The sequence below is a fragment of the Dyella sp. M7H15-1 genome (assembly GCF_004114615.1).
GTDB lineage: Bacteria > Pseudomonadota > Gammaproteobacteria > Xanthomonadales > Rhodanobacteraceae > Dyella_B.
Map to the genome: position 1 here is coordinate 1,701,046 of NZ_CP035300.1, position 23,444 is coordinate 1,724,489.

General features: G+C 58.5%; 19 protein-coding genes, 1 tRNA gene and 1 pseudogene. 13 read left to right on the forward strand and 8 right to left on the reverse strand.

The genetic code is table 11. From position 1 onward, the window contains the following. Positions 1–38 precede the first annotated feature (38 nt). The 8 genes from EO087_RS08000 (at position 39) to EO087_RS08035 (ending at position 6,508) form a co-directional block, all read left to right on the forward strand. Positions 39–2,012, forward strand: a complete 1,974-nt coding sequence (locus EO087_RS08000) for a heme lyase CcmF/NrfE family subunit (protein WP_128898410.1) — start codon at positions 39–41, stop codon at positions 2,010–2,012. Then, complete coding sequence (locus EO087_RS08005) at positions 2,009–2,551, forward strand: DsbE family thiol:disulfide interchange protein (protein ID WP_128898411.1); 543 nt, start codon at positions 2,009–2,011, stop codon at positions 2,549–2,551. The genes EO087_RS08000 and EO087_RS08005 overlap by 4 nt, the downstream gene beginning before the upstream one ends. Then, positions 2,551–2,994, forward strand: coding sequence for a cytochrome c-type biogenesis protein (locus EO087_RS08010; protein WP_164931883.1), 444 nt, complete (start codon positions 2,551–2,553; stop codon positions 2,992–2,994). The genes EO087_RS08005 and EO087_RS08010 overlap by 1 nt, the downstream gene beginning before the upstream one ends. Continuing rightward, positions 2,991–3,743, forward strand: coding sequence for a hypothetical protein (locus tag EO087_RS08015; RefSeq protein WP_128898412.1), 753 nt, complete (start codon positions 2,991–2,993; stop codon positions 3,741–3,743). The genes EO087_RS08010 and EO087_RS08015 overlap by 4 nt, the downstream gene beginning before the upstream one ends. After that, positions 3,740–4,849 (forward strand): homoserine O-acetyltransferase, encoded by a 1,110-nt coding sequence (locus EO087_RS08020; protein ID WP_128898413.1) that lies wholly within the window; start codon positions 3,740–3,742, stop codon positions 4,847–4,849. The genes EO087_RS08015 and EO087_RS08020 overlap by 4 nt, the downstream gene beginning before the upstream one ends. A gap of 193 nt (positions 4,850–5,042) precedes the next feature. After that, the gene (locus EO087_RS08025) at positions 5,043–5,624 is read left to right on the forward strand and encodes a cysteine dioxygenase family protein (protein ID WP_128898414.1); all 582 of its coding nucleotides are present in this window, start codon (positions 5,043–5,045) and stop codon (positions 5,622–5,624) included. 28 nt (positions 5,625–5,652) lie between these two features. After that, positions 5,653–5,738 (forward strand) — tRNA-Leu (locus EO087_RS08030). A 185-nt stretch (positions 5,739–5,923) separates the two neighbouring features. After that, on the forward strand, positions 5,924–6,508 hold the full coding sequence (locus EO087_RS08035; protein ID WP_128898415.1) for an Arm DNA-binding domain-containing protein: 585 nt from the start codon (positions 5,924–5,926) through the stop codon (positions 6,506–6,508). Between the two features lie 711 nt (positions 6,509–7,219). Here EO087_RS08035 and EO087_RS08045 read toward each other — a convergent pair. The 3 genes and pseudogenes from EO087_RS08045 to EO087_RS08055 form a co-directional block, all read right to left on the reverse strand. Continuing rightward, positions 7,220–8,041, reverse strand: coding sequence for a hypothetical protein (locus EO087_RS08045; protein ID WP_128898417.1), 822 nt, complete (start codon positions 8,039–8,041; stop codon positions 7,220–7,222). A 495-nt stretch (positions 8,042–8,536) separates the two neighbouring features. Further along, positions 8,537–8,761: pseudogene (locus EO087_RS08050) on the reverse strand (transposase domain-containing protein); the annotation flags it as partial. A 28-nt stretch (positions 8,762–8,789) separates the two neighbouring features. Next, entirely contained in the window at positions 8,790–9,650 is an 861-nt protein-coding gene (locus EO087_RS08055; RefSeq protein ID WP_128898418.1) for an outer membrane protein assembly factor BamD, read from the reverse strand. Positions 9,651–9,859: 209 nt separating this feature from the next. On the opposite strand from EO087_RS08055, the gene rluD reads away from it, so the two are divergent. The 4 genes from rluD (at position 9,860) to clpB (ending at position 15,767) form a co-directional block, all read left to right on the forward strand. Then, positions 9,860–10,816: a 23S rRNA pseudouridine(1911/1915/1917) synthase RluD gene (gene rluD / locus EO087_RS08060; RefSeq protein ID WP_128898419.1), complete on the forward strand. Its 957-nt coding sequence runs from the start codon at positions 9,860–9,862 to the stop codon at positions 10,814–10,816. Then, complete coding sequence (locus EO087_RS08065; RefSeq protein ID WP_128898420.1) at positions 10,813–12,195, forward strand: glycosyltransferase family 39 protein; 1,383 nt, start codon at positions 10,813–10,815, stop codon at positions 12,193–12,195. Before rluD ends, EO087_RS08065 begins: the two co-directional genes overlap by 4 nt. A gap of 66 nt (positions 12,196–12,261) precedes the next feature. Beyond that, positions 12,262–13,008 (forward strand): peptidoglycan editing factor PgeF, encoded by a 747-nt coding sequence (pgeF, locus tag EO087_RS08070; RefSeq protein WP_128898421.1) that lies wholly within the window; start codon positions 12,262–12,264, stop codon positions 13,006–13,008. A 176-nt stretch (positions 13,009–13,184) separates the two neighbouring features. Beyond that, positions 13,185–15,767, forward strand: a complete 2,583-nt coding sequence (gene clpB / locus EO087_RS08075; RefSeq protein ID WP_128898422.1) for an ATP-dependent chaperone ClpB — start codon at positions 13,185–13,187, stop codon at positions 15,765–15,767. 18 nt (positions 15,768–15,785) lie between these two features. Here the strand turns inward: clpB and EO087_RS08080 are convergent, their stop codons facing one another. The 5 genes from EO087_RS08080 to EO087_RS08100 form a co-directional block, all read right to left on the reverse strand. Continuing rightward, a complete protein-coding gene (locus tag EO087_RS08080) occupies positions 15,786–16,208 on the reverse strand; it encodes a PIN domain-containing protein (protein ID WP_128898423.1) in 423 nt (140 codons plus the stop codon). Further along, the gene (locus tag EO087_RS08085) at positions 16,205–16,561 is read right to left on the reverse strand and encodes a ribbon-helix-helix protein, CopG family (protein WP_128898424.1); all 357 of its coding nucleotides are present in this window, start codon (positions 16,559–16,561) and stop codon (positions 16,205–16,207) included. Before EO087_RS08085 ends, EO087_RS08080 begins: the two co-directional genes overlap by 4 nt. 177 nt (positions 16,562–16,738) lie before the next feature. Beyond that, positions 16,739–18,832 (reverse strand): hypothetical protein, encoded by a 2,094-nt coding sequence (locus EO087_RS08090; RefSeq protein ID WP_240669164.1) that lies wholly within the window; start codon positions 18,830–18,832, stop codon positions 16,739–16,741. Between the two features lie 646 nt (positions 18,833–19,478). After that, positions 19,479–20,450: a prolyl aminopeptidase gene (pip, locus tag EO087_RS08095; protein WP_128898425.1), complete on the reverse strand. Its 972-nt coding sequence runs from the start codon at positions 20,448–20,450 to the stop codon at positions 19,479–19,481. A 126-nt stretch (positions 20,451–20,576) separates the two neighbouring features. After that, the gene (locus EO087_RS08100; protein ID WP_128898426.1) at positions 20,577–21,962 is read right to left on the reverse strand and encodes an FAD-binding oxidoreductase; all 1,386 of its coding nucleotides are present in this window, start codon (positions 21,960–21,962) and stop codon (positions 20,577–20,579) included. 109 nt (positions 21,963–22,071) lie between these two features. Here EO087_RS08100 and serA point away from each other — a divergent pair, with 109 nt between their 5' ends. Then, positions 22,072–23,304 carry a phosphoglycerate dehydrogenase gene (serA, locus tag EO087_RS08105; protein WP_128898427.1) on the forward strand — a complete coding sequence of 411 codons (1,233 nt, stop codon included), beginning with the start codon at positions 22,072–22,074 and terminating at the stop codon, positions 23,302–23,304. Positions 23,305–23,444: the final 140 nt, after the last annotated feature.

Consider the following 23,444-nt stretch of genomic DNA (forward strand, 5'->3'; position numbering starts at 1 on the left):
GCCGAGTCCCGAGTCCCAAGTCCCGAGTCCTGGCTCTCATGACCCCCGAACTCGGTCAACTCGCCCTCATCCTCGCGCTGATGTTGGCATTAGCGCAAAGCATCCTGCCGCTGATCGGCGCGTGGCGCGGCAATCGCGCACTGATGGCCGTGGCGCGGCCGGCTGCTATCGGGCAAACCGTCTTTGTCGGACTCGCTTTCCTCATTCTGGTATGGGCCTTCCTGCACTTTGATTTCTCCGTGCAATACGTAGCCAACAACTCGAACCTGCAATTGCCCTGGTATTACCGCATCGCCGCCGTGTGGGGAGCGCACGAAGGTTCCATGTTGCTGTGGGTGCTGATCCTCAACCTGTGGACGATCGCACTGGTGTTGTTCAGTCGATCATTGCCGGAAGTATTTCTATCGCGCGTGCTGGGCGTGCTTGGCATCATCTCGCTCGGCTTTCTGTGCTTCATCTTGTTCACGTCCAATCCCTTCGACCGCCTGCTGCCGATGCCGCCCGATGGCGCGGATCTCAATCCGATCCTGCAGGACCCTGGCATGACCTTCCATCCGCCCGTGCTTTACATGGGTTATGTGGGTTTCTCGGTGGCGTTCGCGTTCTCGATGGCAGCGCTGCTTGGCGGCTCGATGGAACAAGCCTGGGTACGCTGGGCGCGACCGTGGACGAATGCAGCGTGGGGTTTTCTTTCCTGCGGCATCGTCGCCGGTAGCTGGTGGGCGTATGCGGAACTGGGCTGGGGTGGTTGGTGGTTCTGGGATCCGGTGGAGAACGCCAGCTTCATGCCGTGGCTAGTGGGCGTAGCGCTGATTCATGCGCAAGCGGTGACGGAAAAACGCGGCTCGCTGCGTGCGTGGACGATCCTGCTTTCGCTGTTCGCCTTCTCACTATCGCTGCTTGGCACCTTCCTCGTGCGTTCGGGCATTCTCACGTCCGTGCATGCGTTCGCTTCCGATCCGCGCCGCGGCACCTTTATTCTCTGCTTCCTTGCCGTCGTGGTGGGTGGGTCACTGCTGCTGTACGCGTTGCGCGCGCCGAAGGTCGCCGGTGGCAAGGCCTTCGCGTTGATCTCGCGTGAAAGCGCCATCCTGATCGGCAACCTGATGTTTACCGTGGCCGCGGCCATGGTGCTGCTTGGCACCCTGTTCCCGCTGCTGGGTGATGCCTTGAATCTGGGCAAAATCTCGGTCGGTCCACCCTACTTCGGCCTGCTGTTCCCGTTGCTGATGTTGCCGGTGGTGCTGTTGCTTCCGTTCGGCCCGTATCTGCGCTGGGGCAGCAGCGATGCGTCGCTGCTCAAACAAGTGCTGGTACGCGCGGGTCTCGCCGCAGCCGCCTGTGCGGTGTTGGCGGCGTTCTTCGTGCAAGGTCAACTCAAGGCCATTGCTGGCATTGCGAGCGCGATGTGGGTGGGTGTTGGCGTGGGGTTATATATCGTGAAACGTTGGCGTGACATGCCGCGCGGTCGTCGCTATCCAGCTGAGATGACAGGCATGCTGCTAGCGCATTTCGGCGTGGCGATTTTTCTTATCGGTGTGCTGCTGTCCGAATCGCTGAGCGTGACGCGCGACGTGCGTATGTCACCCGGACAGACGGTCGTGGTCAGCGGTTACGAATTCCGTTTTGATGGCGTCACCCAAACCACTGGCCCGAACTGGGAAGCCGAGCAAGGCATCGTCACCGTGACACGCAACGGCTCGACCGTGGCCGTGATGCATCCACAAAAACGCACCTATGTGCGCGAACAGGTGCAGACCGAATCGTCGATCGATCCTGGCATCACCCGCGATCTGTACGTCGCGCTGGGCGAACCGATGGACCCAAATCACGTCGAAGGCGCGTGGGCGCTGCGTTTGTATACCAAACCGTTTATCCGCTGGATCTGGGGCGGGGGCCTGTTCATGATGCTGGGCGGGTTTGTCAGCGCGACGGACCGCCGCTTTCGCGTGAAGCGCGAGGTAAAAGCAGCATCGACCATCACCCCACTCGTGCAGGAGTCGCAGGCATGAGCCGGCTGCTGCCCTTCTTCGGTTTCCTGCTGCTGACATCTCTGCTCGGTTTCGGCATCTGGTGGAACAGCGCGCACGACCCAAGCGCCGTGCCATCGCCGCTGATCAACAAACCCGCACCGACTTTTGCACTGCCCAGGCTGGATGCCCCCGCAGATACGGTGACCAAGGAATCGATGCTCGGCAAACCCTATCTGGTGAATGTATTTGCAAGCTGGTGCTTCGCTTGCGGTGAAGAACATCCCGTGCTGATGGCCGAATCCAAAAACCTGGGCATTCCGGTGGTGGGTTACGACTACAAGGACGATCCCAACGACGCCAAAGCCTGGTTGGCCCAGCACGGCAATCCGTACGACATGGTGATCACCGATCAATCCGGCCACACGGCGATCGATTTCGGCGTGTATGGCGCACCGGAAACCTTCCTGATCGATGGCAACGGGGTGATCCGCTATAAGCACATTGGCCCGTTGACACCGGACATCATTGCGCAACAGCTCAAGCTAGCCATTGCGGCGCTGGAAAAGGAAGCGCCGTGATGGGCAAAACCCTGAAAACATGGTTGATGTTTGTGTTGATCGCCATCGCTAGCGCAGCGTCGGCGCAGGCCATCGACCCGCTTCCGTTCCGCGATCACTCCGAAGAACTCCGCTTCCAGCACCTCACCAGCGAACTGCGTTGCCTGGTCTGCCAGGACGAAACCCTAGCCGACTCCAACGCCGACTTTGCACGCGACCTGCGTCACAAGGTGTTCGAGTTGATGCAGCAAGGCAAGAGCGACGCCGAGATCAAGCAATACCTGGCGGACCGCTATTCCGACTTCGTGCTTTACGACCCACCGCTGAATGTCCGCACCTGGCTGCTCTGGTTCGGGCCGTTGCTGATCCTGATCGCAGGAGGCTTCGTGGTGGCTTATACCATCCGCAAGCGCAGCCGTACCGGCACGCCTGCCGCATCGACCGACAACGGGGACGATTGGTGAAATCCGCTTTCTACATAGCCGCCGCAGTGATGATGGCTGTGGCGCTGGCACTGCTGCTGCTTCCCCTGCTGAAAAAAGGCCGCCATGCAGAGTACCCGCACAGCGTATTCGTGCTGATGCTGTTTATCGCTCTGGTCCTTCCCATGGGTACGACACTTCTCTATCTGAAAATCGGCACGCCGTCGACCCTCGATGGCGTGCCAACGCAGGCGCAAACCGCAATCGACATCAACACCGCACTGGACCAACTGCGAACGCACCTGGCCAGCAACCCCAATGACGCCCAAGGCTGGGGTTTGCTGGCCCAGACCGACATGGACATGCAGAAGCCGGAGCAAGCCCGCGATGCCTTCGATCACGTGCTGAAACTGGCACCGAACGATACCGCCGCCATGGTCGGCTGGGCGCAAGCCAGCGCCGCCGCGAGCGAAAACCACTCGCTGCAAGGCCGCGCCCGCGATTTGCTGGTGCGGGCGATAAAACTGGAACCCAACAATCAGCGTGCCATGTGGCTGCTCGGCATCAGCGATTATCAGCAAGGCCGCTACGCCGACGCCGCCGCCACCTGGCGCATTTTGCAGCCGCAATTGCAACCGGGTTCCAGTGTTGCCCAAGCGGTGGCGCAACAAATCGCACTGGCTGATGCGAAGGTCGGCGGCAAACCCGCCGCGGCATCAAGTACCGACACGCCGCCATCGTCAGCCAACACGCAAAGGCCCACCTTGCCGGCGAAGAAGGACCCGTCATGAACGACGCCCGCCAATACTTCAACCTGCCCTCGCCTTTCGCGATGAAGCGTGGCGGCACGTTGCATGGCGCGCATGTCGCCTACGAAAGCTGGGGCACGTTGAACGCGGCGCGCAACAATGCGGTGCTGATCTTTACGGGCCTCTCTCCCAGCGCCCATGCAGCTTCCAACGACACCGACCCTTCGCCGGGCTGGTGGGAAGACATGCTCGGCCCCGGCAAGGCCATCGACACCACGCGCTGGTTCGTCATCTGCATGAACTCGCTCGGCAGCGACAAAGGCTCCACCTGTCCGGCGTCGATTGATCCCGCCACCGACAAACCTTATCGCCTGACTTTTCCCGACCTGTCGCTGGAAGATGTCGCCCATGCCGCGCACGCAATGGTCAGCAGCCTAGGCATCGACAAGCTGGCCTGCCTGATCGGCTGCTCGATGGGCGGCATGAGCGCGCTTGCGTACATGGTGCTCCACCCTGGCAGCGTGCGTACGCATATCAGCGTGGACACCGCACCACAAGCACAGCCTTTCGCCATCGCCATCCGCTCATTGCAGCGTGAAGCCATTCGCCTCGATCCGCACTGGAACGATGGCCAATACGACGGCACGCACTATCCCGATATCGGCATGAGCATCGCGCGCAAGCTCGGCGTGATCACCTACCGCTCCGCCATGGAATGGAACGGCCGCTTCGCCCGCATCCGGCTCGACCCCGAGCAACGCGAAGGCCAACCCTTCGGCTTTGAATTCCAGGTGGAGTCGTATCTCCAAGGCCATGCGCAACGCTTCATACGTACCTTCGATCCCAACAGCTATTTGTACCTGTCACGCGCCAGCGACTGGTTCGACATTGCCGAATACGGCAACGGCAGCATCCTCGATGGCCTCAAGCGCATCCAGATCGAAGAGGCACTGGTGATCGGCGTCAGCACCGATATCCTGTTTCCACTGGAACAACAGGAGCAAATTGCGGAAGGACTGGAAGCGGCGGGTGCGAAAGTGGAATTCGTAGCACTGGATTCGCCACAGGGCCACGATGCGTTCCTGGTCGATATCGAAAATTACAGTCGCGCCATCGGTGGTTTTCTGTCACGCCTGTCGTTGGGTTAGCACGCGCAGGCAAAGCACATGTTCGCGAACCAGCGCTTCCAGTTCCCCTGCGCCCCCGGTTTCGGGCGGTAAGCTACAATCACCATCGCTCCCATGGATCCCAAGAAGGCTAGCAGAGTCGCCTTACCCAGGCTTCAGCCGGTTTGTTCTTCCATATGGGTTATCCGCCAACCCTGGATATATCGAGACTGCCATGCTCACTACGGAATTCCCCGGCTGCCAGAAACTTATCAACGCCATTGACGAAGCCATTTCCAAAGGCGCAACGACCGCCATCACCGACAGCCTGCGCAATAGCCTGTGCAAGCTGATTCGCAACAAGGAAATCGTGCTGCCCGACTGCGTATTCGAGACCGCCGAGAACCGCTATGCTCGCCGTGAGCTTTACCACAGCGACGAACTCGGCTACTGCGTGGTGGCCATGACCTGGGGCCCTGGCCAAGGCACCCCCATCCATGACCACTGCGGCATGTGGTGCGTGGAAGGTGTGTGGAGCGGCGCCCTGGAAGTGGTGCAGTACGAGCGTCTGGCCGACAAGGGCGACCTGTGCCAGTTCCAACCTGTCGGCTCCATCCAGGCCGGCCCCGGCTCCGCCGGCAGCCTGATCCCGCCCCACGAGTACCACACCATCCGTAACCCCAGCGACGACACCGTGGCGGTCAGCCTGCACATCTACTCCGGCAACATGACCCATTGCGCCGTTTTCCAGCCCAAAGGCCAGGATCACTGCTACGAGCGCTTCGACCGCCCATTGAGTCTCGACCCAGTGAACTGAAACCGGCATAATAGTCGTTCGCTCACGTGCCGGTGTGGCGGAATGGTAGACGCGGTGGACTCAAAATCCACTGGCAGCGATGTCGTGTAGGTTCGAGTCCTATCACCGGTACCAATGACGAGTTTCAAGTAGTAGCAGCAAAACTCAGGTAAGCCGAGAAGCCCGCATAAAAGCGGGCTTTTTCATGCCTGTAGCGTTGCAGGCGGTCGCATGGAATCGCAGGGAAGCTGACGGTATCTGTCGGTACATCTGACGGTATTTGTGTAAGATGCCGCCGAAGAAACGAACAAAGTACCGTCATGCTGACTGATACCGCCGTACGCAAAGCCAAACCCGCAGCTACCGCACAGAAGCTCACCGATGGCGGCGGGATGTATCTGCTGCTGAAGCCGGATGGCGCGTGGTATTGGCGGATGGATTACAGGTTCGACAGCAAGCGCAAGACTCTTGCGCTGGGAGTATATCCCACCGTGACCCTCGCCGATGCTCGGCAACGTCGTGACGATGGTCGCAAGCTGATAGCGAACGGTGTCGATCCCAGCGAGTCTCGGAAGACCGCCAAGAAGATGAAAGCAACGGAAATCGCTACGGCTGCGGAGACTTTCGAGAAAGTAGCCCGCGACTGGATGGCATGGCGTGAAGCGCAGGGTGAGACCGCTGAAACTACAGCCAACAAAGATCGCTGGCGGCTTGACCTAGATGCCGCCATTTGGTGCATTCCCGGCGAGCGCATGAAGATGAAAGCACCGCACATCGCGCCACTGTCGACGCAGGCCGTCGACCACAAACCGAAATTTGCACCGCTGATTCGCGGAGGCACTTCGAGTCACCTCGAATTGGCTCGCCCCCATGCCACCCGACACAGACAGATCCGCGCAACCTAACCACTGGCTGCGCCTCAAGCATTGAAGGAATGAACGCATGACACAGAAAACGAACCCCGCGCCTGCCCTATTACGCCTCCCCGCCGTCTTAGCCCTTGTAGGGGTAAGCAAAGCCACCCTTTACCGCTGGGCGAATGCGGGGATGTTCCCGCAGGCCCGTGCGCTTACACCTACTCGGAGCACCGTGGCATGGTCCGCTGCCGAGGTGAATGCATGGATACTAGGCAAGCTGGCGACAAATGACGGTACTTATGACGGTACTTTTCAAATAAAATCACCACATGCCGCGTAATTATTAGATTAATGAGTCCTATCACCGTACCAGCGAAAAAAACAGGCACTTAGCCTGTTTTTTTCGCCCGAAATTCGGTTCCATGTTGATCCGAAATTCCATTTAAAGATGTCCGCGCCGGTACACTCTGTACAGTGGATGGCCCCGAAACTCCCCTCGATCATGATTGCGCAAAACCTGTAGCGTCCGAGTGCCTGGGACATACCAGACCGCTCGTTTAAAGCATCCGATTACACATATCCGAAACATCCGATGAATGATCCCCTCTCCCTCCGGGAGAGGGTGCCGGCAGGCGGGTGAGGGTCCGTGAAGCGAGCGATTCAGTGCTCGCACAAGTGTTTGTTTTCGCGCGATGACCGCACCCTCACGCCCTACTCACCCGGCCTGACATCGAAAAAAATGTGTGTAATCGGATTCGTTTAAAGTTCATCGTGGTGCGTGAATTTCTTGAACTCTTGCTCGGGCGCGGAGATCTCAAAAATACTATTTTTCGGAACTTTATTCACTGGAAGTTTTAGATTTTCTTCCTGCCGACGTTTCTCAAGCTTTTCGATATCATCGTTTATCGAGTCGTTTATCGCGTTTATCGAACCAGTCAATTCCGTAAGGGCACTATCCCAGCCTGATACGTCGATTGTTTTGGAAGCGTTGTTAGCCTCGACGGTAGCCTTGAATTCGCGGGATGCATGGTTAGCTTCGTCGATCACAGTAGAATAGTTCTTCGAAGCCAAGTCACTCGGGTTAAATGATTCATTATTTGAACCACGGCACAGTGCAGTGGCCGCAATAACCTGTAATGCTGTTGCCTTTAAAGCGTTTTTGAGCACCTGGTGGGCTATAGCTAGATTGCTGGGGGCTATATCCCGCTTAACCGCTTCCGACAATGCGATAAGTGATTCATTAAGATCTTTGAGATTCCTACTGCTCTCCGTTATAGAAATTCCCAATCTATCAAACTTCATAGGTGGGCGTACATGGCCCCTGAATATTGAATTAGTGACTTCATTCGCAGCGTGGTTGTATTTGTCAAGCGCAACGCTTACCGCCTCAGAAGGCCGAGCCTTTGAGCCTTTTGTTGATTTGGAGAGCGAATAAGAGATCGCAGAATCAGCGTCATGGCAGAGGCTTTCAACATAAGTACCCACAGCCTTTATTTTTTGGTGCTTGGTCCCGAAGAGCTCGTCGGTTCTATCTGTCTGAAGCGAAGGACGACAGTAGGTTGATGTGATTTTAGGTTCCATTTCTGATTTCAATCGTGGGTTATGTGAGAGGAAGTGATGGGCGCAGCGTCAAGCGAGCGAGGTTCCTATAGCCATACCATTATCATCAAATGACAAGCTTGACAGCTTCATCGCCGCACCAAATTCCGAAAGTAGTCGCTCAGAACCGTCTTTAGTCATGGATATAGCCGTGTTACAGGATGAGTTGAATCTCATGCGCCCGTCACGAAGAAATCGATTACGGCGCACCCTTACTCCTGATTCCGTGACCTCCCAACGCGCAGTGCACATGGCCTCTGGGTTTGCGAGTGATCTTTGACTCATCCGGCGGGTGAGTGGGTGATCTCACGCAAAGCAAGTGGGCATGCGGGGTGCGAGTCAGGAGCCCACGGAATCAGGTTACTATAAGAGCTTCTTTTATCCAGGCACTCAGGTTTTAGCCTGATATTTGGAAGATAAGTCAGTCGGTAACTATTCACCTGATTCCGTGACCTCTCCTCGGCACGTAAGCGCTCGCTACCCGGCGTCCTTGATGCCCCCATGTGCATGATGTAGATCAGAGCGCATCGGCTTATCGGCAAACAGCGTCTTCCAGACGCGTGGAGTCAGTTCATGGACGCGCGCCTGCGGATGCTCGCCCACGCGCTGCAAGACATCGACCAGGTAGTCGTAGGGATTAACGTCGTGCAAGCGACAGGTCGCCAGCAAGCTTTGCACGATGGCGATCTGCTGGGCGCCCAGTGCCCTACCCGATCCAGCGGATACTGGCTCAGTAATGCCCCGAGAACGGAATCATCTTGCGCAGCAGTGACGGTGAGTGCGGCCAATGTGGATCCTTCAGGTACGGATGATCCGGATAGTTGAGCGCCAACACTTTGCGGACCTGATCAGCCTGCTGCTTCTGATTGAGGCTGAGGTAGCTGCGGCACAGTATGGCCAAGGCATCGCCGGCCTGCGGCGACTCCTGATAGTGCTCGATCACGTACTGGGCACGATCGGCCGATGCTACATAGGCCTTCTTGCGCAGGTAGAACTTGGCTACGTTGATTTCGAACTGAGCCAGCACATTGCGCAGGTAGATCATGCGCTGACGGGCATCCGTAGCGTAGGCGCTGTCCGGGAAGCGGCGACTGAGGTCAGAGAAATCGTCGAAGGCCCTCAGGTTGTAGCCCTGATCGCGACGTGCCTGGGCGCCAGTGCGTTCGCTGGCAAAGGCGCGCTCGATGACACCGCTGGTGCGATCAAAGTTGATCAGGCCACGCAGGTAATAGGCATAATCCACATGTGGATTGAGTGGATTGGTCTTGATGAAGCGGTTGACGGTGGAATACGCATCATCCGGCTTGTTGTTCTTGTATTGCGCATAAGCCAGTTCAAGCTGGGACTGCTCATTGAACGGGCCTGACGGGAAACGGGCGATCAGACGCTGGTAGGCTTTCTCGGCCGCCGAGTAATCGGAATGGATCAGATCGTTATGAGCCCTGGCGTAAAGCAGCGGCAATGGCAGGGTATCGAGCGGGTCGCCCTTATGCCCGAACCACGAGCAAGCGCTCATCGTCAAGGCCAGAACGAGCACCATCAATACTTTAAGGGCAGATGTCGGGGCGACTGGCAGCTTGGTTACGCGCATGAGTAAGGGGTTCAGATGTTTGAGCGAAAAGGGATGATAGCTGATAGAGCCGGGACTCGGGACTGTGGACTCGGGACTCGGCTGAGCAGCATCGGTGGCATGGTGTTCTTCGGCTTCAACGATCAGCGGGGAGCGGGAAGATCGTTGGAAGGCTTCGGTCTGCGGGTTCCTCCCCAAGTCCGGAGTCTCCCGTTTCGAGTCCCGGCCCTATGACGACCATCATTCGTCATAGGGCCGTTGTCCCCCTGGCGGCCGCAGGTCGGAGGTTCGACCAGACCCTGGCCTTGATGTTCCCGGACTACTCCCGTTCCCGCCTCACCGCATGGGTGAAGGCCGGAGCAGTCACCCTGGATGGCGCCCCGGCAGCGCCGCGCCACTTGTTGCGCGGCGGTGAACGGGTGCAGCTGGAGGCCGAGCTGGAGATCGAGGTTGCCAGCTCGCCTGAGGACATCGCTTTGGACATCGTCCACGAAGACGAACACCTGCTGGTCATGAATAAGCCCGCTGGCCTGGTAGTGCACCCTGGTGCGGGCAACGCTGCCGGCACCGTGCTCAATGCCCTGCTACACCACGATCCGAAGCTGGCCGAACTGCCGCGTGGTGGCATCGTGCACCGCCTGGACAAGGACACCTCCGGCCTGATGGTGGTGGCCAAGACCCTGGCCACCCACACTGCCCTGGTGGACATGCTTTCTCGACATGCGGTCGAGCGGCAATACGAAGCCATCGTGCTGGGCACCCTGATCGCCGGCGGCACCGTCGACGCGCCCATCGGTCGCCATATGACCGACCGCCTGCGCCAAGCCGTGCGCGACGAAGAAGACGGCAAGCACGCCGTCACTCACTATCGTCTGCGCGAGCGCTTCCGCGCGCACACTCTGATCCAGTGCAATCTGGAAACCGGACGCACCCACCAGATTCGCGTGCATCTGGCGCATATCGGACATCCGCTGGTCGGCGATCCACTGTACGGTGGCGGTCTCCGCTTGCCGAAAGGTGCCACGGCGGAGCTCGTTGGCGTATTGCGCGGGTTTCGTCGGCAGGCATTGCACGCGGAACGCTTGGCATTTGAGCATCCGGCGGACGGAAGGTTCATGCAATTCAAGGCGGCTGAACCCTTGGATCTTGAGATACTCATCAGGGCGCTCAAAGAGGATGCAGGGTGAATACCATTGTGACGACCAAAGGAACGCCATGGCGGTTCTTGCCTTTGCTTTGTCTTTTGCTTGTGCTCTTGCTTGGATTGTATTTGCGTCTTGGGACTGCGACGGGTACACAAGTCGATCGACCCATTCGTAACGATGCGAAGGATTACGTTGCCTATGCGTGGAACTTGAAAATATCCGGTGTTTATTCTTCAGACCCCTCCGCGCTTATCGGGTCATCTGTTCTAACGCCTCAGCCCGATGCGGCAAGACCCCCAGCTTATCCCTGGTTATTGCGCACTATGATGGGTGCGCGATTGGATCGCTCATTTTTATCGAGGGTCTGCTATGCCCAGGCTTGGATAGCTGAAGCGACATTGTTGTGTGCCACGCTGCTGGCGATGGAATTGGTCGGCGTTTGGGCCGGTTTGATCCTTGGGTTGCTAGTAGCACTGAGTCCTCATCAGAGTATCTATGTAGCCTATCTACTGACAGAGACCACTTTTGGAGGGGTGGTGGTGCTGGCAACGGGGGCCGCGGTGCTTGCGCTTAGATCTAATCAGCCACACTGGAGGCTGATGTTCTCTTGCTGCGCTGGAATTTTATTCGGACTGAGTTGTTTGACCAGGCCGACACTCGATCAATGGCCATTTGCATTGGTTTTTATGCTGCTATGGCCTTCAATCCGACGCTTTCGGGGTGAAATTATTGCTCTTGTATTGGGCTTCATCCTCATGATGTCCCCATGGTGGCTGCGTAACGAAATCACGCTGCATCGAATGTCTGATCCCGGAAAGATGATCGAAACCTTGCACGACGGCAGCTATCCGAATTTCCGCTATGAGGATCGGCCTGAAACATTTGGATATCCTTATAGTTTTGATCCAAATACCCCAAGGGCTGTATCAAGTTTGTCAGGCATTTTTGAAGACTTGCGCATTAAATTTACGAGCAATCCCGTTGAAATGGTTAACTGGTATCTGTTCGGAAAGGTCGCTTATTTCTTCCATTGGTCTCCACCAGACGGCTGGGCCGATATGTTTACCTATCCGGTGTTGCGCTCCCCTTGGCTTACATCGACAATATTCATTATTATAACTTCCGTGATGCTAAGTTTATATACGCCACTGATTATTTTTGGCTTGCTTGGAACCTGTGTGGCGTTTTTGTCGCGGACCAAGATTCTATTTGGATCGGTAAAGGCAGATGGTATTCGTTTTGTTGCCTTGTTACACCTTTTTGCTATCGGCGTACATGTGATGGGTGCGCCTTTTGCTCGCTATAGCGTTCCATTTAGGCCAATAACTTTTCTGCTAGCCATATTTCTTATGGTATGGATCTACCGGTCCTATTACGTAGGGAAACAATCCTCCGTGGTCGACACTGTCGACAATGCATGAGGTGCGAGTGGTATATCCAGGCAATTTTGAAATGCCTCCGTGGTTTTTGCATAATGTTGCCTATTTATGAGCGGATCCTGGATTTTTCCTGACTGGCCCTCGCCAGCCAGAGTGCATGCGACCGTCACGACACGCGATGGTCCGGGTATATCTCAGCCCCCTTTCGGCCAGTTCAATCTCGGTTTACGCAGTGGCGAATATGAATACACGGTGCGTAGCAACCGGGGCGCTTTACGCCAATCGCTGGACCTGCCCGCCGAGCCACGCTGGTTACGGCAGGTACATGGCAAGGTTGTAGCCGATCTTGGTCTACTGCCTAGTTCGGATGAACCAGAGGCGGATGCCGCGGTTTCACACCTGCCCGGAACAGTGCTGGCGATTCTCACTGCCGATTGCCTACCGGTGTTGTTCTGTACCCAGGACGGCGCCACCATTGGGGCGGCACATGCAGGATGGCGAGGCTTGGCAGCGGGTGTGCTGGAAGAAACGGTGGAGCAAATGCAGCGGCCTTCGGCTAGCGTGTTGGCTTGGCTAGGCCCGTGTATTGGCGCACTTTCTTATGAGGTGGGTGATGAGGTGCGCAAAGCATTCGTGGAACATGATGCGACTGCTGAGGAAGCTTTTGAGGCGACGCGTCCAGGTCATTGGCTATGTGATCTGGCCATGCTGGCGCGGCAGCGGTTGAAGGCGGCAGGGGTCCGAGGCATTTATGGCGGCGGCTTCGACACCCGCGTTGACACGCGTTTTTATTCCTACCGCCGCGAAGGCGCCCGTGGCGGACGCTTCGCCAGCTTGATCTGGCTGGCGCCGTAGGTTGGGGTGAAAACCCCAACATCGGGATGCATGTACGCATGGACGATGTTGGGGTTTGCACCCCAACCTACGCGGACTTAACGCCCCCGCTGAGCCAAACTTGAATCATTCCGTCGTGTCCGCATCTCTTCCGGCAGTGGCGGTCTGTCCGCCAAACCTTATTTGGGGATACATCGATGCGAACGGACAAACTTACCTCGCGTTTTCAACAAGCGCTGGCCGATGCGCAATCATTAGCGATTGGACGCGACCACAACATGCTCGAACCGGTGCATCTGATGGCGGCCCTGCTCGACCAGCAAGGCGGTTCGACTGCGCCGCTGCTTACCCAGGCCCATGTCAACGTGCCGGCGTTCCATCAGCGCGTTGTGGAAATGCTTGAGCGCTTGCCGAAGGTCCGCGGGCAGGAAGGCAATATCCATGCAGGCAACGATCTGACGCGCCTGTTCAATCTCACCGACAAGCTTGCGCAACAGCGCGGCGATCAGTTCATCGCGAGCGAACTGTTTGTGTTGGCTGCGCTGGAAGACAAGGGCGAACTAGGCGCGGCACTGAAAGCCGCGGGTGCCACCAAGGCGCATCTGGACGCCGCGATCGAAAAGCTGCGCGGCGGTGAAAAGGTGCAAAGCGAAAACGCCGAGGATCAACGCCAGGCGCTGGAAAAATACTGTGTCGATCTCACCGCACGTGCCGAAAACGGCAAGCTCGATCCGGTGATCGGCCGCGACGAAGAAATCCGCCGTACCATCCAGGTGCTGCAGCGTCGCACCAAGAACAATCCGGTGCTGATCGGCGAACCGGGCGTGGGCAAGACCGCCATCGCCGAAGGTCTCGCGCAGCGCATCGTGAAGGGCGAAGTGCCAGAAGGCCTGCGCGATCGCCGCGTGCTGGCGCTCGACATGGGCGCGTTGATCGCGGGCTCCAAGTTCCGCGGAGAATTCGAAGAGCGACTGAAAGCGGTGCTCAACGACCTGGCCAAGAACGAAGGCCAGATCATCCTGTTCATCGACGAGCTGCACACCATGGTCGGCGCCGGCAAGGCCGACGGCGCCATGGATGCCGGCAACATGCTCAAGCCCGCGCTGGCACGTGGCGAACTGCATTGCATCGGCGCCACCACGCTGGATGAATACCGCAAGTACATCGAAAAAGATGCTGCGTTGGAACGCCGCTTCCAGAAGGTGTTCGTGGGCGAGCCTAGCGTGGAGGACACCATCGCCATCCTGCGTGGCCTGAAGGAACGCTACGCCGTGCATCACGGCGTGGAAATCACCGATCCGGCGATCGTTGCCGCGGCCACACTGTCCAATCGCTACATTACCGACCGCCAGTTGCCGGACAAGGCCATCGACCTGATGGACGAAGCCGGGTCACGCATCCGCATGGAAATCGATTCCAAGCCGGAAGAACTCGATCGCCTGGAGCGCCGCCTGATCCAGCTCAAGATCCAACGCGAGATGCTGAAGAAGGAAGCCGACGAAGCTTCCAAGAAACGCCTCGCCGATCTCGACATGGATATCGGCAAGCTAGAACGCGAATTCTCCGACCTCAACGAAATCTGGAAATCCGAGAAGGCGGCGTTGCAGGGTGCCACCAAGATCAAGGAACAGATCGAGCAGGCCCGCCAGGAACTGGAATCCGCGCAGCGCCAGCAAGACTACGCCAAGATGAGCGAAATCCAGTACGGCAAATTGCCCGAACTGGAAAAGCGACTCGCTGCGGCGCAAGCGGCTGAACAGCAGGAATTCAAGCTGGTGCAAGATCGCGTCACCGAGGAAGAAATTGCCGAGGTGGTGTCGCGCTGGACCGGCATTCCGGTCAGCAAAATGTTGGAAGGCGAGCGCGACAAGCTGCTGCATATGGAGGAGTCGCTGCACCAACGCGTAGTAGGCCAGGATGAAGCCGTGCGTGCGGTCTCCGACGCGATCCGTCGAGCACGTGCCGGTCTTTCGGATCCGAATCGCCCGTATGGCTCTTTCCTGTTCCTCGGTCCGACCGGTGTGGGCAAGACCGAGTTGTGCAAGGCACTGGCCGAGTTCCTGTTCGACACGCAGGATGCCATGGTGCGCATCGACATGAGCGAGTTCATGGAAAAACACTCCGTGAGCCGTTTGATTGGCGCACCGCCGGGTTACGTCGGTTACGAAGAGGGCGGTTATCTCACCGAGGCCGTGCGGCGCCGTCCGTACAGCGTGATCCTGCTGGACGAAGTGGAGAAAGCGCATCCGGACGTGTTCAACATCCTGCTGCAGGTGCTGGACGACGGCCGGCTGACCGATGGCCAGGGCCGCACCGTGGATTTCCGCAACACCGTCATCGTGATGACCTCCAACCTCGGTTCGCAGTTGATCCAGGAGCAGGCCGGCGATTCGGAAGCTGACTACCTGCAAATGAAGGCATCGGTGCTCGGGGTGGTGCAGGCGCACTTCCGTCCGGAATTCATCAATCGCCTGGATGAGCTGGTGGTGTTCCGCCCGCTGGAGAAGAAGCAAATCCGCGCCATTGCACGTATCCAGCTCGCCTATCTGGAGAAGCGCCTGGCCGAGCGGCAGTTGAAGCTGGACATCGGCGACAAGGCGCTGGATCTGCTGGGCAATGTTGGTTTTGATCCGGTGTATGGCGCGCGTCCGCTCAAGCGCGCAATCCAGCAGCAGCTCGAAAATCCGCTGGCGAGGGACATCCTGGAAGGACGTTTTGCAGGCGGCGACGCCATCGTGGTGGAGGCCGAAGGCGGACGTCTTTCATTCCATAAGGGCTGATTGAGTCAAAGGGGGAGGTCAACCCGCAAGCAACAAATTGGTGAAAGGCTTGCGGCTCTTCCAGCGATAGCCGTCGAAGTCTCGAGCGTCGGTGGAAAGAATCCGGCCTTCGCCGAGTTCCTCGGCGAGCACGATGAGCGATGCATCGGCCAGATCCATCGGCAGATTCGCATAACGCTGCATCAGCGTTTCGATGCGATGCAAGGCTGTCTCGGGCAGGTCGGTGACGGTAGCGGCGCCGCGCGCAATATCTCGCACGAAGACGATCGCCTGTGCCGGATGCACGCGGTGCGCAATAAGATGCACCACCTCGGTCAGTACTGGCCAAGTGGTAACGAAGCCTTCCGCCGAGTATTTCTTCGCGGCCTCGACGGCGCGTTTGTGATGGCGGTCGCGGCGGCTTCCCAGCGCGATCCAGAAACCAGAATCCGCAAGAATCATCGCTTACCACCGGTTTTGCCTCGGTTGCTTCGGGATCGCGCTTTCTTTGCCGAGTAAGGCGGTGCGGGCTCGTTGATGACGTATGGAAGTTTCTCTTCGAGCGAGGAGGTCAGGTAGTCCTTGTAGCGACTGGACAAATCGACCGGTGCATCGAAACCGCCGATATAACCGGAGGCTTGCATAAGCTCGAATGCGTTCGGGCGTGCTTTGGCATGCCGCGCGTAGTACTCGCGTAGTGCGTCGCGGAGCAGATCGGAGGCGTTGTGGCCGCCTTCGCCTTCAGTTAATTCAATGAAGCGCTGGGCATCCTCGCCAGTGAGGCGGGCATTGATGCGGATGGACGCCGTATTCATAAGCAGTGCCTGTAGTCGAGCTGTCATAAACGTATGACAATCCAGCGATGAATGCAACTGCGTGGGACTAAGTCCCCAGGTTGGGCAAAGCCGGGGTGACGATCAAGCACGATTATCTATTGGAATTGTCATCCCGGCTTGCCAGTCTTCCAAGCCCACGATGCCAGATCGAACGACTCATCGAGGCACGTAGGCATCGTAATGCCCCGGCGTCTGCCGGATCACCACGGTGGTTCCTCCCAACTGTCCGGCTCGCGCGGAGACCATAGCGTCGTTCCGCCCCTGCTGCACCACCACGACATCCAGATGGACGCCGTAAATATTCTCGATTTCGGCCACCACGTTCGCCGCGATATCGCTATCGGCATTGATCCAGCCACCCTCGGCGCCCGCCCGCGCGGCGACGTAACTTGCCATGTCATGGACTTCCGCCTCGGATTGACCGGTAAGTCCCATCAACACCGAATAGACGAAACACAGCGCGCCTCTGCCGCCATTGGCAAGAAGTTTGAGCCCGTGCCCCTGCATTCGCCTGCGCTCCGCCGTCACTCCAAGCTCGACAGGCAGGGCCGCAGCGCGATGCCGCGGTGCAATTTGATGTGCCATGTACCCCTGATTACCCTGCTGCGCACCGTTGCCCGCAACGTTCTGGAACGCCTGATCCCACCCCGGCGCGATACGGTTGAGGAAGGCATGCAACGCGTCCTGCGCAACTCGGCTCGCACTGGCCGGCGGCCGGACTGCACGCCGCCTTCCGTCGCCACGCCCTTTCGACGTCGAGCCCTTACCGCTCTCCTTGCTGCTCTTGCTGCCGCTCTCCTTGCTGCGCTTCCTGCTGCCCTGCTTGAAGAACTCGATATCTTCCTTGCTCGGCAAACCGCCAAGCCGTTCCAGCGTTTCCTTCAATTTCTTGTGGCTCTCCAGGCCCGCTTCGATGTTGGGCGGAAGCGGTGCGATTTCCCAGCCGACGGAGAGCAAACTAGCAAGCACTTCCTCCAGGTTGGCGAAATTGATCCGCTGCTCCTTCACGAATTCATAGACGGTGGGGAAACGCGCCACGAAACGCACCTTCGAGCCGTACTTTTTCCGTGCGGCCTTCCAATCCAGCGCCTTATCACCGAGTGCGGCCGCCAGTTCCTGCCAGAACTCGATCAGCGCCAACGACATGGCCAGCCCGCAACCACGGCAGGACGAGCGATTCAGCACCACCGTTACCAGCACGGCGTCATCGCGGCTTTCTGCCGACTTGACGCCCTTCGAACCCGCAGTGTCCTTGATGCGCTTGATCAGTCGCGCCTTCAATGCATCCCACGTTTCGGACAACAACAGGGATTGCTCCGCATGACTTTCCGTACCCTTGATGGTGAATCCCCTGCGGCTTCCCATAAGCAGCGGCTTTACGGCCTCCGCGGTTATCTCGTCGTTCCTCACCTTCCTCTTCAAATCCTCCAGGCTTTCTGCCAACTTCCCACTGCGCTCGCGGCCAAGATGGCTGCCGAAAAAGATCAGTTCCTGTTTGCCGCGCAGGTTGTCCGTCGACTTTCCGAGCATTTCGGCCACTCTTCTTTTGCTCTTGCGAACGGCCCGGGTATTGGGTTGGCTGTTGAGAGACGATGGAATGATCGTATTGCCCTCGAAGGCGAGCATGTTGGTATTGCGCGGATTGATGACGTCTTCCACGTGCAGCGCATCGGAGTGGTCGAGCGCCTGCTGGTAAAGACGCAGATGCTTCTTGTAGAGATCCTCGAAATCAAGCTCGCCTTCCGACTGCTCCGAGTCTTCGTCGCTGAAGATGTCCTCCACGGCTTCGCGCTTTGTCCTGCGCTTCTTTTTGGGTTGTTTTTTCCTCTTTTCCTCTTCATAGAGTTCTTTGAAGATGGGGCCACCCTCTTCGTAAGGCGCCCGCGGATACGTCTCCAGATAAGCGGGGTAGAGGCTGCGATTCGCCGCCCTGCTCATCGTCTGGACAAACGTGACGATGGCGACCTGATCCTCCTTGGAAACGGGATCTTCGTTCTCGATGGCGGCCTGCAGAAACGTGATGATTTTATCGAGGCTCAACTCGCCCTTCAGTTTGCGCACCCGCTGAATGCATGCCGATCCCGGTACAACAGGCGCGCAAGGCCATTCTGCTGCGGGCATCAGCGGCCCTTGCATCGCCCTTGCCCCCATCACATCCGCCTCCTGCTCCAGCGCCGCATCTTCATTGATGCGCGCACCGCCCTTCATCTGCATGGTGGGCGTGACGCGCTGCTGCTTCTGCTGCACCACGTGCCAGGCTTCGTGCGGCAGATGCCGCTCCTGCCCCGGTGCCAGATGAATCTCTGTGCCTTGTGTGTATGCCAGCGCGCTCAGCGTCGACGGCTTGCGCGAATGGCGATGCACCACTACGTCGCTCATGTCCATGCCCGACAGCGCTTCGATGCCTGCGCGCAAGGGGGGCGGCAAACCATGGGGGGCTGCGGACGGCGGCGCAGCAGTGGCCGGCGACGGTGCACCGGCCATTCTCTGCACGGGTGGAGCCGCCATGGTGTATTGCTTCGGCGGCTCGTTGCGATGGCGCCATCCTTCCCGTGCATAGCGTGGCGGTTGCACGAAACCTTGCAGTCCCGCGCCGCGATGCTCCTGGAACACCGGAGCGGCGTCGTTATCAGCCGCATGTTCGGCAACCTGCTGCGTTTTGTTCGAGAAAGGCTTGTACATGACCGATTCCATCACCATGCCGGCATCGCCGCAGCAAGCATCGGGCACCGCTGCAAAGCATGTCCATTAGGGCTTTGGTCTTAAGACCTAAGACGGTTCTGCACCCTCGCACGGGCGCGGTAAATTGCATGCATCGTTTTCCCAGCATGTATCCACCGCTACCCGGCATGTACGGCACGCCACTGCCATCGTTCCCACCGCTGTTCCCGCCGCTTCAATCGCCAACCTTGCGGCGGGCAAAACTGTCAGTTGCTTCCACCAACTCATGCGTAATCCCCGGCTCAAACGCCGAATGCCCCGCATCCTGCACGATATGCAAATCAGCCTCCGGCCAGGCACGATGCAAATCCCACGCACTGCGTATCGGGCACACCACGTCATAACGCCCTTGCACGATCACTGCCGGAATCTTGCGGATGCGATCGACGTTGCGCAGCAACTGGTCGTCATGCTCGAAGAAGCCACCATTGACGAAGTAGTGGCATTCGATACGCGCAAATGCCAGCGCAAACTCATCTTCACCACTGCTGCTGATATACGCCTCATCCTGGTACAGGAAGCTGGTGGCGCCCTCCCATACGGACCAGGCACGCGCCGCATCCAGACGCGTCTTGGCGTCCGAACTGGTCAGGCGGCGATGGTAGGCGCTCATCAGGTCGCCACGCTCCACTTCGGGAATCGCTAACAGGTAGGTTTCCCAGGCATCGGGGTAAAGCGCGTCGCAACCTTTCTGGTAGAACCATTCCAGCTCCCAGCGACGCAGCATGAAAATACCTCGCAGGACCAGCTCGCTCACCTTGTCCGGATGTGTCTGCGCATAGGAAAGCGCCAAGGTCGAACCCCAAGAACCGCCGAACACCTGCCAGCGATCGATTTCCAGATGTTCGCGCAAACGTTCGATATCACTGACCAGATGCCAGGTGGTGTTGTCGGTCAGTTCCGCGTGCGGGGTGGACTTGCCGCAACCGCGCTGATCGAACAACACCATGCGATACACCGACGGATCGAAAAAGCGCCGGCACTTGGGGTTGGTGCCGCCACCGGGGCCGCCATGCAGAAAAACCACCGGCTTGCCGACTGGGTTGCCGCACTGCTCGTAATAAAGCGTGTGCAACTCGGAAACCTTGAGCTGGCCGACGTCGTACGGCTCGATTTCGGGGTACAAGGTGCGGCGATTCGCGGACATGGGTGGCTGCCTGATGAGTGTGGAAAGACACATGGTACGGGGGAGCTGCGTACCTGAGTAGTTGGGGTACCAACCCCAACATGGTCACGCCTGTGCGGACAGCGATGCTGGGGTTTTCACCCCAGCCTACAGAAACATCTTGCCAGGATTGAGAATGCCATTCGGATCGAACACGCTCTTCACGCCGCGCATCAAGGCAATTTCTTCGGCACTGTGCGTGCTTTCCAGATAAGGCCGTTTGACCAGGCCAATCCCATGCTCGGCGGAAATGCTGCCACCATGCCGTTGCAGGGTTTCCGCCAGCAGCTTCGTCACGTGTTCGCATTGCGCGATGAAATCCGCGTCGGAAAGCGCTTCTGGCTTCAGCACGTTGATATGCAGATTGCCATCGCCGATATGCCCGAACCACACCACTTCGATATGCGGATACTCGCGCGCCAGCAGCGCCTGGATCTCATGCAGAAACGCCGGCACCGCGCTGATGCGCACGGAGATATCGTTCTTATACGGCTTATGCGGCGCCAGGCTTTCGGTAATGCCTTCACGCAACCGCCACAGCGTCGCGGCTTGCGCTTCGCTTTGCGCGATCACGCCGTCGCTGATCAATCCTTGCTCCACGCCCTGCTCGAATGCCGCGAGCGCCGCTGCCTGCGCGTGTTCGTCGGGCGCATCGAATTCGGTGACCACGTAGTAAGGATGTTCACTATCCATGGCACGCTGCGCGCCGTGTGCAAGCACGTGCCACAAGGCTACATCGGTGAAGAATTCAAACGCCTGCAAGGACAGATGCGCGCGGAACGAGGCAAATACCTGCATCAGCGCGTCCATGTCCGGTAGCGCCAGCAGCATCACCTGCGATGCGGGCGTGGGATCGGTCAAACGCAGTGTCGCTTCCACCACGATGCCCAGGGTACCTTCCGAACCGATCAGCAACTGCCGGAAATCGTAACCGCTGGAGTTTTTGATCAAACCACGATTGAGATCCAGCCATTCACCGTTGCCCGTCACCACCTTGAGACCGGCGATCCATTCGCGTGTATTGCCATAGCGAAGCACCCGGATGCCACCTGCATTGGTGGCAATGTTGCCACCCATGGAGCAGGAACCGCGGGCGGCGAAGTCCACCGGATAGATCAGCCCATGCTCACGCGCGGCCGCATGCACGGCTTCCAGCACGATACCCGGCTGCACCGTCAGGGTGCGATCCACGGCGTCGAAATCCAGCACGCGATTCATTCGCTCCAGGCTCAGCACCAGTTCCCCGTGCGCCGCCACCGCCCCGCCCGAGAGGCCCGTGCGGCCACCGGAGGGCACGATGGCCACCTTGTGCTCGTTAGCCCAACGCACGATGCCCTGCACTTCCTCCACCGATGCCGGCAGGGCGATCGCCAACGGCGCCGGCGTCCAGCGCCGAGTCCAGTCGCGACCATAGTGCTCCAGGTCGCCCGCATCGGTAAGCAAGCGCAGGGCAGGCAAACGGTGGGCAAGGTCGGCGAGGGCTGGACGGGTCATGACGGCTCCGAAGCGAAGGCCCCAGCGTGCCAGTGCGTAAGTGGTTCGTCCAGCGCTGCATCGCGGCAAAATCTGGCATAGTGTTTGGACTTCCAAAATCCAGTCTGCCATGAAGACCTCGTACCCCAAGCAAGACATCAAGGTGCTGTTACTCGAAGGCGTCAGCCGTACCGCGGTGGAAACCTTTCAGCGCGCCGGCTACAGCCAGATCGAGCACCACGCCAAATCGCTGCCCGAGGACGAGTTGAAAGCGCGCATTGCCGACGCGTATATCATCGGCATCCGATCCCGCACCCCTCTCACCGCCGACGTGCTGAAACACGCCAAGCGTCTGATCGCCGTGGGTTGCTATTGCATCGGCACCAATCAAGTGGAACTGGGTGCAGCGGCCAAGCTTGGCATTCCAGTCTTCAACGCGCCCTATTCCAACACCCGCAGCGTGGCGGAGCTGGTGATTGCCGAAACCATCATGCTGCTGCGTGGCATTCCACGGAAGAACGCGCTGTGCCATCGCGGCGGCTGGACCAAATCGGCCGCTGGCAGCTTCGAGGTGCGCGATAAGGTGCTCGGTATCGTCGGTTACGGCCATATCGGTACGCAGGTTGGCGTCCTTGCGGAAAGCCTCGGCATGCGCGTGATCTTCCACGATATCGAATCCAAATTGTCATTGGGCAATGCGCGCGCCGCAGCCAGTCTGGACGATCTGCTTGAGCGCGCCGACGTCGTCACGCTGCATGTGCCGGAAATGCCCTCGACCAAACTGATGATGGGCAAGACCGAACTCGACAAGATGAAGAAGGGCTCGCTGCTCATCAATGCCTCGCGCGGCACCGTGGTCGATATCGACGCGCTCGCCGAGATGTTGCACAACGAACATGTCGGTGGTGCAGCCATCGACGTGTTCCCAATGGAACCCAAAGGCAACGATGATGCGTTCGTGTCGCCACTGATCGGGATGGACAACGTTATCCTTACTCCGCATATCGGCGGCAGCACGCTGGAAGCGCAAGACAATATCGGCATTGAAGTGGCCAGCAAGCTGGTGCGCTACAGCGACAACGGCTCCACGCTGTCCGCCGTCAATTTCCCGGAAGTCACTTTGCCCGAACATCCACGCAGCCGCCGCCTGTTGCATATCCATCGCAACGTGCCAGGCGTGCTTTCGCGCATCAACGAATTGTTCTCCGTCGGCAATATCAACATCGATGCACAGTTCCTGCAGACCAGTGCGGACGTCGGTTACGTGGTCATCGATGTGTCCGCCGATGCGCAGCAAGCTGCATCGCTGAAGGAAAAGCTGGCGACGATTCCGGGAACGCTGCGTACGCGCGTGCTTTATTAAGGCAACGCTGAATAAGTATCGCCGTCGTCACCAGCCCTGTCTGTTCGTAGGCCATAGGGCCGACGGCGAAGGTAGACTGGCTGTCTATCGAGACGGCGGACCGAAGGCATGCGGACAGACAGGGCTGGCCCCAACATGTT